Origin of the sequence: Thermococcus celericrescens (genome assembly GCF_001484195.1) — an archaeon.
In the GTDB taxonomy this organism is placed as follows: Archaea; Methanobacteriota_B; Thermococci; order Thermococcales; family Thermococcaceae; genus Thermococcus; species Thermococcus celericrescens.
On record NZ_LLYW01000028.1, the window covers coordinates 31,312 to 40,830 of the forward strand.

At 53.2% G+C, this 9,519-nt stretch carries 9 protein-coding genes and 2 pseudogenes; 5 read left to right on the top strand and 6 right to left on the bottom strand.

Annotation, left to right across the window (positions count from 1 at the left end; all coding sequences use genetic code 11):
* Positions 1–203: 203 nt before the first annotated feature.
* Positions 204–1,454 carry a transposase gene (locus tag APY94_RS08105; protein WP_245610442.1) on the top strand — a complete coding sequence of 417 codons (1,251 nt, stop codon included), beginning with the start codon at positions 204–206 and terminating at the stop codon, positions 1,452–1,454.
* Positions 1,455–1,475: 21 nt separating this feature from the next.
* On the opposite strand, the gene APY94_RS08110 is transcribed toward APY94_RS08105, so the two are convergent.
* Genes APY94_RS08110 through APY94_RS08130 form a run of 5 tightly spaced genes read right to left on the bottom strand, consistent with a single transcriptional unit; the run spans position 1,476 to position 5,878 of the window.
* Positions 1,476–2,612: an ATP-NAD kinase family protein gene (locus APY94_RS08110; protein ID WP_058939152.1), complete on the bottom strand. Its 1,137-nt coding sequence runs from the start codon at positions 2,610–2,612 to the stop codon at positions 1,476–1,478.
* Positions 2,613–2,616: 4 nt separating this feature from the next.
* On the bottom strand, positions 2,617–4,062 hold the full coding sequence (locus APY94_RS08115; RefSeq protein WP_058939160.1) for a potassium channel family protein: 1,446 nt from the start codon (positions 4,060–4,062) through the stop codon (positions 2,617–2,619).
* 32 nt (positions 4,063–4,094) lie between these two features.
* Positions 4,095–5,045: a radical SAM protein gene (locus APY94_RS08120; protein WP_058939153.1), complete on the bottom strand. Its 951-nt coding sequence runs from the start codon at positions 5,043–5,045 to the stop codon at positions 4,095–4,097.
* A 45-nt stretch (positions 5,046–5,090) separates the two neighbouring features.
* On the bottom strand, positions 5,091–5,339 hold the full coding sequence (locus APY94_RS08125) for a DUF4405 domain-containing protein (protein WP_245610443.1): 249 nt from the start codon (positions 5,337–5,339) through the stop codon (positions 5,091–5,093).
* On the bottom strand, positions 5,336–5,878 hold the full coding sequence (locus tag APY94_RS08130) for a hypothetical protein (protein WP_245610444.1): 543 nt from the start codon (positions 5,876–5,878) through the stop codon (positions 5,336–5,338). The genes APY94_RS08125 and APY94_RS08130 overlap by 4 nt, the downstream gene beginning before the upstream one ends.
* A gap of 356 nt (positions 5,879–6,234) precedes the next feature.
* On the opposite strand from APY94_RS08130, the gene APY94_RS08135 reads away from it, so the two are divergent.
* Both APY94_RS08135 and APY94_RS08140 read left to right on the top strand, forming a co-directional pair.
* Positions 6,235–6,639 carry a hypothetical protein gene (locus tag APY94_RS08135; protein WP_157065509.1) on the top strand — a complete coding sequence of 135 codons (405 nt, stop codon included), beginning with the start codon at positions 6,235–6,237 and terminating at the stop codon, positions 6,637–6,639.
* 9 nt (positions 6,640–6,648) lie between these two features.
* Complete coding sequence (locus tag APY94_RS08140) at positions 6,649–7,389, top strand: Rossmann-like domain-containing protein (protein WP_058939156.1); 741 nt, start codon at positions 6,649–6,651, stop codon at positions 7,387–7,389.
* A gap of 106 nt (positions 7,390–7,495) precedes the next feature.
* Here APY94_RS08140 and APY94_RS08145 read toward each other — a convergent pair.
* A pseudogene (locus tag APY94_RS08145) lies at positions 7,496–8,807 on the bottom strand (RNA-guided endonuclease InsQ/TnpB family protein).
* 161 nt (positions 8,808–8,968) lie between these two features.
* Here APY94_RS08145 and APY94_RS08150 point away from each other — a divergent pair.
* Positions 8,969–9,148: a KH domain-containing protein gene (locus APY94_RS08150; RefSeq protein WP_058939157.1), complete on the top strand. Its 180-nt coding sequence runs from the start codon at positions 8,969–8,971 to the stop codon at positions 9,146–9,148.
* Between the two features lie 21 nt (positions 9,149–9,169).
* Positions 9,170–9,519, top strand: a pseudogene (locus APY94_RS08155) (site-2 protease family protein); the annotation flags it as partial.

Consider the following 9,519-nt stretch of genomic DNA (forward strand, 5'->3'; position numbering starts at 1 on the left):
CTATAAACGGCTTCTGGTTTAATACCTCAACTGTTCGTTTTGAGCGGAAGTTTTAAGAGTTTTCATGATTAATAGTAGGTACATTGGGTGGAGAACGAGATTCTACACTCTCAAACAAGCAAATGAAATATGCCCCTGTACCAACCCAAAAATGTAAAACGCACGGAAAGCATGAAAAAACTTATCGAGGAGGTCGAGAGTGAGTGAAAATCGTTCTCACTTACAAGATGACTCACGACTGGAACGTTGAGGAGTTATTAACCGCGTACAGGCGAATCCTCCAGCGGGCGATTGATGAAATCTGGGAAAACACGACTTGGAAGGAAAAGAAAGTCAAACACCGCTACTCCATTGGAAACGGAAAATACAAGTATTACGAGACAACTCGACTAATCCCCTACTTCCCAAAATCCAGCGAGTTCAAGAGGGAATTGAGGAATAAACTCCTCAAGAACTGGCCTTTTGCCAAACACTACGTTGATTCGGCGATAAAAACCGCCTACTCAATCCTTGAGAGCTGGAGGCAGAACTACCTGAAGGGAAGGAGAAAGAGAAGAAAACCAGTAGTAAAGAGGAAGTTCGTGCGAGTTAAGACCACGTTAATGAAGGTTGAAGGCTCGAAAATCAGGATAACCGTCAAACCGAGGGAGGAATACCTCGAACTCGACTATTCTGGAGAATGGTTTTACGAGAGGATTGCAGGCTGGAAGGTTGGGGAACTGATAATTAGAGAGAGGGACGTTTATCTGACCTTCTCGAAAGAACTTGAGTTTAATGGAAGGATTAAACTCGGGATTGACAGCAACTTAATGAGCTTCGACGTTTATCATCCGGAGAAAGGCTGGATTAAGGTGGATTTGAGTGAACTTCACAGGATTGCGGAAACCTACGATGGGATTATTGATAAGCTAAAGAGTATCCAGCGGAAAGCCCCAAAGAGGATTGGAATGCTCCTTAGGAAGTATTACGCGCGTAGGAGGAATAGAATTGAGGATTTCTTAAATAAACTCGCCGTTCAGCTCTCAAGAGAGTTTCCCGATACGGTTTTCGTTTTCGAAGATTTAAACAAGTTCAAAATGCTGGAGAACGGTTCGAGAAAGTTCAACCGCAAACTTTCCCATTCGACTTGGGGTAAGATTGTTCGGAAGCTCTCTTACCGTGTTCCAATCGAGTTTGTTAATCCTGCTGGCACTTCTTCCACCTGCCCGGTGTGTGGGAGTAGGTTAGAGTCCCGAAACGGGCTGGTGGAGTGTTTTAACTGCAGGTTTAAGGCCGATAGGCAGTTCCTTGGTGCGTTTAATGTTTTCGTTCGGGGAGTTGGGGTCGCCCTGAGCGGGGGTGAGGCCCGTGATTTACTCTCCAATGAACCCGGAGGGGAGTTGAGGCTGATGAGCCCCAAGTCCGTCGTGAGGGTGGACTTGAACGGGAGGACGTTTATTCATGTTCCTCCCTAAAAACTCACGATGGACAGACCCCTAAACGACCTTCACCATCCGCTCCATCCAGGGGCTGACGCGGACGCGGATGTAGCCGCGCAGCTCCTCATCAACCTCCCTGTCGCCGGTGTAAACCCTGAGCGAGCCGTTCCTGAGCTTGGAAGGCGTTGCCACAACTATTATGTTCTCCTTGGGAATCCTCCTCAGAACCTCGGCCGAGAACTGCTGGTTTCCCCTACCGAATATGAACCCAAGACCGCCTATTACGGTGACGATGACCCTCGGACTATCTCCAACAAACTGTAGAAGATCCTTCTCGGCTGCATCCCTTACGAGGAGTCTGGTCTTCCCGTTTCTGACCTCCACAACATCGACCCCAAGGAGCGTTCCATCGATGCCGAGCCTGTCTTTTATTCTTTTTATTGTTGAACCGGAACCGAGGAAGTATATTCCATCGTTCTCGAGGATTTCCTCCACCACTGCCTCCGCTATCGCATCAAGTTCGTCCTCCTCATCGACAGGAATCCTCTCCTTACTGCCCTGGATCAGGGTCTCAACCACCGGAACGAGGGCCCTTCCGTAGGTTCTCGCCTTAACCTCATCGTGCCTGTAGGCATCTTCGTCTATGTCCCTCACGTCCCTCTCCCCCAGGTTGGCGTTCCCTCTGAGGAACTCCACTAGGAGCCTCGCGGCATCCTCCGGTGAATACGCAAAAACTCCAGAGTACATCTTGACGCCGGTTGGAATGCCGAGGAGGGGCGTCTTCTCGTCTATTGCCTCCACGATGTCCCTCGCGGTTCCGTCGCCGCCGGCGAAGACTATCAGCTCAACCCGTCCTAACATTCTCTTCACGAGTTCCTTCGTGTCGTCGCTATCCGTATCCGGAATCCTAACGCCGAGGACTTCGCGGTAACGTACATTCCTGTGTCCGATGACCTCGTAGGGAAAATCGAACTCCGCCAGAACCTCTTCCCCCAAACCATCGGGGCCGGTTAAAAACTCGACCTCCTTTCCCTCCGCGTAGTTGCTCAGCTCGTGGAGGAAAAGCCTCACAACGTCGGCCGCGATGGGCCTTGCACCCCTCGTTATCGCCTCCTCAACGACGCCGTCCGTGCCCTTCAATGCCACCTTCCCGCCCATTCCAGCTATGGGATTGATTATCAGTCCAACGCGCATGGTATCACCTCATGTACTTCCTCGCGAACACCGTCAGGAAGACCGCCCACATAAACATGCCAAACAGGGCCTCGACCGAGGCTATAACCCTCCCCACACCTATCGGGTGGTAGTCGCCGTACCCAAGGGTCGTCGCGGTAACAACGCTGAAGTATTCGTAGTCGAGGAAGCCCATGCTTCCGGAGATGCCCTCGACGCTCCGCGTCAGGGAGAACAGAACCGGGAAGAAGACGTTGACCGCGCCGAGCCATATGAGTATGGGCCTCTTCCAGTCGGTGCCGTACTTGCAGGTCAAATCCGCGAAGAGCCACTCGAAGGCGGATTCCATCCTCATGAAGAGCCTTTTAATCCCCTTCCTCCTGCCGCTCAGCCGGGAGTTCCTCTTGGCCACCATCTCCAGGTAGTAGTAGCGGTCGGCCCTCTCAAAGTCCCCGTTCCGCTCCCAGCTTATCCTGGCGAGGCGGTAGAGAACCCCGGCCGCGCGGTGGCTGTTGAACTTACAGTCCTCGACTTCAACGAAGCCCTCGACGTTGAGTTCCACCGGGATGTTGGGCAGAACCGTGGAGTTCCAGGCGAAGTCGCCGTGGAAAGATACTTTCCGGAATATCAGGTTGCCCATGACCCTCGTGTGCACGAACTCGGGATTCCTGAGCCAGCTTCCCAGGATTTCGGCGTGGCCAAAGACGTTGAGGTTCTCGAGCACGAGGTTGCCGTGGAACCGCCGCACGCTCAGCCTGACCTGCCTCTTGAAGCGCGCCGACTGGTCGAAGCCTATGTCCCGGAGAACGAGGGCGGTGGCCTTAACGGCCCTCTCGCGCGATTCGGATGGCTTTATGCCGTGTTCCTCGAGGATTTTCCGCAGAAGAGGATAGCGAACGTTTATTCCAATCCTGCGGACTTCACTCAGGTCGCTCAGCTCTATCCTCCCGGTCGCAGTTCTGCGCTCCCCGTACTCCCTCTCGCCCTCCTCCCCCTTGCCGGTGTACTCGGTTGAGTTTATCATGACGTAGCGAACGCTCGAATTCCTGATGTAAACCGAGTTGGAGAACCCAACCCGCAGCAGGTTCAGGCCGAAAACGTGGGAACCGTGAACGGTGAACGTTCCAAGCTCGCTCTCAAAGACGACCAGCCTGCCCACCGTGGAGTTGTAGAAGGTTACACCCGGCACGTTAACGCCGTCGAAGAGTATCGTCCTGATGTGGGAGTTTTTAAACACTATCGGCTTCTCGGCTTTGAAATCGCTTATTTTGACGTCGTAGAGGTAAACGCCCTCAAAATAGGTCTGGCCCACCCTGAGCCTTTTGAGAAAGGTCTCCTCCTTCACCCTCTTTATTTCATCCCCCAAAAGCTTCTCGCCCTCGTCGTAGGGTATGTGAAGGGGGCAGTAGGTGGAGCCCTCGATGGGCTTCAACCTGCACCTCCGCCCGTTCTCGTAGGTGTACTCGCACATGGCCATCCAGGACAAACTAGTTTCCCGAATAATTAAGGTTTTCTCCTGCTCGGAAGGGCGCGCATGTAGAAGCGCCTTCCTCCATATTCGAGTTCGATCAGCTTTCCGTCCCTGATAAGCCCCTCCACCACGTCCCAGCCCGCCCCGGCTTTTCTCAGGAGCTCCCTCACGGCTTCTTCCCTCATCGGGTGCACGGCGGTTATGCTCAGCAGGTCTTCCTCAACGTTCCCGGTTGAGGCGAAGGTGTTCCCCTCGTAGCTTATGAGGTACTCGACACGCTCTTCCCCAAGGCGCTCGCTGAACAGCTGGTATGCGATGTGTATCGTCTCCTCGTCCGCCGGTTCGACCCAGTGCTCGGCCGGAGGCCTCGTGGGGATTCCTATGTATGCCCTGTCCGGCTTGAGCTCCGCCAGAAAGTCCGCTATCCTCTCAAGCCCGCCGTTGTAATCAACGTTTATCAGCATGGTCTCGGTAACGAGCTTTCCTCCGAAGCCGTCCGCGAAGGTCAGCATGCCGTCGAGGATTTTCTCAAGCCTCAGGCTCTTGTGGGGTCTGTCCACCCTCCGCCAGAGGGGTTCGCTCACCGCGTCGAGCTTCATGGAGACGAAGTCGAACTCAAAAAGCTCCTCCCTGACGTCCTCCCGCCATATCAGCGAGGAGTTCGTGAGTATCGCCAGGGGTATTCCGAGGGTTTTCAGCATCTCTACCTCTCTGGACAGGTTTACGTCGAGCGTCGGCTCCCCGTCGGGAACGAAGGTGATGTAGTCTAGCTCTTCCCCGGCCGCTTCGGCCTTCTCGACCTTCCTCGAAACCTCCTCAAAGATCAGCTCCGGCTCGTAGAACGCCCTCCTTTCAACCTCCATCCTCAGGGTTCTGCCTATCTGGCAGTAGACGCAGGCATAGGAGCAGACCTTGTCGGGTATGTTGTTTACCCCAAGACTCTTACCGAGTCTCCTCGATGGAACTGGACCGAAGGCTATCATGTCACCACCGGAATTAGGTTAACCTAAAAGCGTATAAGGTTTTGCCTAACCCCTGAGCCTCCGGAAGTACGCCCTCATGGCACTCCAGTTGAGGGCGATATGGACGAAGGATAGGCCAAAGAAAGCGAAGCCAAGGTATATGTGGAGCGTGTCCGCTAGCGATACGGGAAGGGTGACTCCCAGCTCGGCCGCCAGGGGCGCCACAAGAAGTATAACACCCGTTATCCCCGTTACCAGCCAGAGGACGAAGAGAACCGGTGAGACCCACATTCTCAGGCCGTAACCCATGTTCATCCCCTCGTGAACCTCTTCCCATCGATGATTATCACGTCAGCCTTGAGCGAGCCCTCCTCGCTGGCTAGTATCTCAACACTCTCGCCCTGCTTCAAAAGGGCCAGCATCTCGCGCCAGTTGTAGGTGAGCCCATCCGGCCCCGTCCATTTTCCTCGGATTTCAATGGTGTAGTTGTCAACGACCACCACCCTGGAAACCTCATCCACGGCAGTCACGGTGCCGGTAACGTTGACCTCAGTCACGTTGAGGACTTCCTCAGGGGTTGGGGCGCTCTGGTTGGAGGTAACGTTGCCCTCTGGAACCCCAACGTAGAATCGTATCGTAACCCTCTCCTCAGTTCCATAGGGACAGCCGGAACCATACTTGAAAACCACGTCGAGACTGCCGTTGCCAAGGACTTCAACGGTGTACTGTTTAAACGCCGTGTACGGATCCGTGAGTTCTGTCTCCGTTTCGTCCACGACCCTGACGTTGTCGGGATTTTCAACCAGGATTTCCCAGTCGGAGTAGGGACACGGCTGTGCGTGCTTGAACTTCACGGTCACATTGAGGGTGACATCCGTTCCCGGCCTGGGGACGTACGCCTCGGCCGGACGACGCAGAGGACATCATCCCCCTCGTGGGACGTTGCAAAACCGACGTAGTAAGTCCCGTTTACTGGAGCCGAAGGCAAGCCAGGGGATACCGGCGATGAGGACACCCTGTCCTCGGCTAACCTAACCAGAAACGGAAGGGATGTGAACACGATGAACAGGACGAAGGCGACGGCAAGTTTCCGCTCCATACCGGTAGCAATTACATATGAAACAAAATTTAAACTTCTGGGTCGCTTTTGTAAACGGATTTGTTTTCTTTAACGAAATTATTTACTCAAAAGGTTCAAATCCATAACGGTGTGTATCCCCCTGGTGAAGACTATGAGGGGATACGTGGGGCTGCTTTTGATCTGGTTCTCTTGCTTGGAATCGCATCAAGCGGATGCATAAACGGCAACCTGTCTTCTCAGACGAGCTCAACATCCCCCGTTACTCCAACGGAAAAATGGACGGTAGTTCTAACGCTGGTTGGACCCTCTGGAGAGAAGAACCTAACCCTCGATGAACTAAGAAAGCTCCCCCAAGCTGAGGGTACCGGCGGTTACAAAACGAAGCTCGGCTCTATAAAGGACATTAGGTACCTACAAGGGGGTCCTCCTGAAAGCGTCCTTGAAAAGAACCCTCTGGTGGTCTACGAAGGCGGAAGGTTCAAAATACCGGAGATGGGAATAGATAACCTGAAGAGGATTAAAGTTGAAAAATGAGGTGTTCGTATGCTACTGGCCGAATTTAAGAAAAAGGCCCTGAGGCTCATCGACGAGGAGCTCAAGGTTCTGGACTTCTCCTTTGGCCTGCCCTACACCTACGTGCTGATTGAAGGAAAGAGGGGAAAAGCCCTCGGCGTTGCCATGACCCTCCCCGAGGAGATACAGAGATTCGACAACTCCATCGAGGAGCTTGCTCTGGAGGCGTTCATTGAAAAGGCCGACAGCCTCAACGTCATCGAGAGGTCCCTCGGTCTGGCGGCGATAAACGCGGTTTCGCAGTACTACATCGACCTCGGCAGTGCAAAGTGGATTGACGCCGTGGAACTGCTCGACGGTGACATCGAAAAGGTAGCGGTCATCGGAAACATGCCGCCGATAGTCAGGGCCCTGCGGGAGAGGGGCTTCAAGCTCTACGTCTTCGAGAGAAACCCAAAGCTCTGGGACAGGGAAACGCTGAGCGATTCCCTGGAGTACTGGCTCCTGCCAGAGGTGGACGCCGTGATGGCGAGCGCCTCCTGCATGATCAACGGAACCCTCGACATGCTCCTCGACAGGGCAAAGAATGCCAGAATTTTCCTCCTGACCGGCCCCACGGGACAGGTTCTCCCGGAGTTCCTCCAGGGCACCGGGGTGACCCACGTGGCCTCGATGAAGGTCGTGAACATTGAAAAGGCGATACTCCAGCTGAAGTTCGGCTGCTTCAAGGGCTTCTCCGACGAGAGCAGGAAATACGTCCTCGAAATATGAGGGTTTCTTCTTCCTTCTTTATTCCGGGCCCACTGAATGAACCATTCTGAACATTACAGTATCCTCCGCATGACCTCCTCTCCGTCCTGAAGGGCGAGGGTTCGGCTCAACCCCTCGCCAAGGGTGGAGAGGTTTGAGGGGTTCTCATCACCACCCTCTTTGAAGAGGGTTCGGAGAACCCCTCCGGGACGGTCTTGCCCCAATTACCTCTACCTCCCGCCAAAGCGGGAAGGCTCGGGGTTATGGCTTTTATCGCCTTCTCCAAAATGTTGAAGGCACCAACAAGTCGGCATTCATAACAACGCCCTCTCCATGGCACTTAAACAAACCCCTAAAGATTCTCCCGTTAGGATGGCGTTGGCCGCAAAGAGGGCAAAGCTGGGAAGTGAAAGCCTCACCAACAACCTCGACGAAGATACCGAACTCTTCCGCAACTTCAGTCAAGCGTTTGATGACGTAATTGAACCGCCAGACGTGGGAGAGGAGAAAGTTCTGCTTCTTCCCCTTATCAGAGTTTCTTGCTATGCCCTTCGGATAACCCACCACAATTTTAGAAACACCGAGCTCGTAAAGTCTTCTAACCGTTTGCCTGACTGCCGTGTTAATGTAGTGTTTGGCTTGGAGCTTTGCCCTCTCGTGCATTCTTTTAAGTTTTCTACTCATTTTAGCTCCAGATTTGTTAAGTTTAGACTGGTAGTTGGCAATCTTTTCCCGCCAGTAAAAGTCAATGCTCTTTAATGGTCTTCCGTTCACGAGGAAGCTTTCTCCATTCTCGACATAGACGGCCATTAAGTTATTCACTCCCAAGTCAATTCCAGCGAAAAGACTTCCTTTTGGAGTTCTTGGAACGCTCACCCATTCCCCACCCTCAAGTTTTTCCCCAACCGTAAGACTGAGATGAGCATACCATTTCCGCTTTACGGGGTCATAAGTGATTTCTAACCTCCCCTGTTTCCCCGTCAGGTGTATTCTTCCCTTAAACTGGATTTTGAGTTTTCCAAACTTGCCGAGTCTTCTCAGTTCGATAACGTTACCCCCAATCCTGTACTGGTCGTTCCGGAGGGGAATTACGAAGAGTTTGCGCCCGTTCTCCTCCCGGACGAAACCGGGCGGTCTTGGCCTGAACCATTCCGGCAGTTCTCCAGTCTTTTTCTTTTTGTTGAGCCGGAAGAAGCTCCGCCAGCTTTCGGCGTTCTTCCTCGCCAACTGCTGGACTGTGGATCCCCCAATCCAGTTTTTGAACTCTTGGTAAGCTTCCTTTTCAGTCCCATTAAAATCAATCCTGCCGAATTCTTTGAATTGTTTTAAACGCTGGTAATTGAGCCTGTTCCAGATTACTGCTGAAGCATAAGCTAACTCGAAGAGAGCTTTTTCCTGCTCTTGCTCGGCTGGAGTTTGACCGTTACTGAACGCTTCATTTCAAAGTGTGGTATGATTTTTAGGCTTTAAAAAAGTGTTGCCTTCCCGCTTAATGACTTTTGGGCAGTCATGATGTTCCACAGGGGAAGAACCATCTGGGACTTCGACTGATTCGTTACTTTTATATTTAGAACCGCCACAGCATTCTTGGGGATTCGCCATGAAGGACAGACTCGAGAAGATGCTCAACGTCAAGATTCTTGAAATCGAGGAGCTTGAGGACAAGATAGTCGTTTACGTTCCGGAGGATCAGGTGAGGATAGCGGTGGGGAGCGGCGGTGCCGCCGTTAAAGCCGCCGAGCTTGTAATCGGCAAGAAGATTGAAGTAAAGGGCAAGTGAGCCTCCCCGCGGGGCGTTTCGATGGGCTATGAACCGTGGAAGGACGTTCACAGGGGCAGCATGGGAAGGAGGGAGATCGAGGATTTACTGATTTCTTTTCTAGTCCTCGCTCTGCTGTTTTCCAACTTTGGCCCCTACGCGATTCCTTACTCCATCATCGCCGTTCTAACAGCCTTCATCTTCCACGAGCTCGCCCACAGGCAGGTGGCGCGGCACTACGGCTACAGGGCGTATTACAAACGCTGGGACACTGGCATACTCATGGCGCTCCTCGTGGGCATAGCGACGCGCCTTCTCACCGGAACGACCTGGATATTCGCCGCCCTCGGTGCCGTTCAGGTCCACGCTCCCTACGCGGTGGATTCCAGGGA

Excerpts from the sequence above, each read along its gene's own strand:
- APY94_RS08125 (WP_245610443.1), bottom strand. The coding sequence starts at position 5,339 with ATGAACATGGGTTACGGCCTGAGAATGTGGGTCTCACCGGTTCTCTTC.
- APY94_RS08150 (WP_058939157.1), top strand. The coding sequence starts at position 8,969 with ATGAAGGACAGACTCGAGAAGATGCTCAACGTCAAGATTCTTGAAATC.
- APY94_RS08140 (WP_058939156.1), top strand. The coding sequence starts at position 6,649 with ATGCTACTGGCCGAATTTAAGAAAAAGGCCCTGAGGCTCATCGACGAG.
- APY94_RS08115 (WP_058939160.1), bottom strand. The coding sequence starts at position 4,062 with ATGTGCGAGTACACCTACGAGAACGGGCGGAGGTGCAGGTTGAAGCCC.
- APY94_RS08110 (WP_058939152.1), bottom strand. The coding sequence starts at position 2,612 with ATGCGCGTTGGACTGATAATCAATCCCATAGCTGGAATGGGCGGGAAG.
- APY94_RS08120 (WP_058939153.1), bottom strand. The coding sequence starts at position 5,045 with ATGATAGCCTTCGGTCCAGTTCCATCGAGGAGACTCGGTAAGAGTCTT.